This window comes from Streptomyces cinereospinus (genome assembly GCF_042430725.1).
In the GTDB taxonomy this organism is placed as follows: Bacteria; Actinomycetota; Actinomycetes; order Streptomycetales; family Streptomycetaceae; genus Streptomyces; species Streptomyces cinereospinus.
Map to the genome: position 1 here is coordinate 1 of NZ_JBHMCY010000210.1, position 766 is coordinate 766.

The 766-nt window shown below is 63.7% G+C and carries 2 protein-coding genes; both read right to left on the minus strand.

Going from position 1 to position 766, the window contains the following annotated elements; genetic code table 11:
• Window positions 1-5 precede the first annotated feature (5 nt).
• Window positions 6-395: a DUF6507 family protein gene (locus tag ACFF45_RS35540; RefSeq protein ID WP_381351179.1), complete on the minus strand. Its 390-nt coding sequence runs from the start codon at window positions 393-395 to the stop codon at window positions 6-8.
• A gap of 35 nt (window positions 396-430) precedes the next feature.
• Complete coding sequence (locus ACFF45_RS35545) at window positions 431-745, minus strand: pore-forming ESAT-6 family protein (protein ID WP_381351180.1); 315 nt, start codon at window positions 743-745, stop codon at window positions 431-433.
• Window positions 746-766 lie beyond the last annotated feature (21 nt).

The window sequence follows — 766 nt, forward strand, 5'->3', positions numbered from 1 at the left end:
CTTGATCACGCCTTGCCCACCCCCGGCAGATCCAGCTTCGGCGCCTTCAACGTACTACGCTGCGCCTCCGCCGCCATCTCCTGATCACCATTCAGATAAGCCGTCGTCGCATCCACCACACCCTGCAACGACTTACCCGCCCGCGCCGCCACATACTGCAAGTCCTTCGACGCCCGCTCCGCGTACTGCGACAACGCCAGCGCCACCAGACCCCCCTGCGCCTTCTCCCCGCCCCCACCGCCACCCTCGGCGGAAATGGTGCCCGCACTCGAAGCCGCCGACGTCAGATTCTCCCCGAACGACTTCCCATACTTCTCAAAGCCCGACGCCGTCTCACCCGTCGTCTTCAGCACAGCCGAAATACCCTGCGGCTTCAGATCCCACCCGGGCACCACAAACCCCCGAAACTAGAAAACCAACAACTACCAGGTCAGCCGATGTTGTCCACAGCCGCCTTGGCCCGCTGCAACGTCGACTGCGCCGTCGAGTCGTTCTTCTCCAACGTCGTCTTCAGCAACTGCACGATGTTCCGCACCTCCTGCGAAGCACGATTCCACCGCTGCTCCTTGCCGTGGTACTCATCCGCCACACCGTCAGCCGTGAAGTCCGCCATCGCCGCCTTCACCTGACGATCCCGCTGACCGATGACCTCCTCCAGCCGAGCAATCACCGCCTGGATGTTCGCCTGCGCATCCGTCGACGCACCCGTGTCATACGACCGGCGATCCGCACCAGCACCCGCCATCACACACCACTCCCCGTGAAG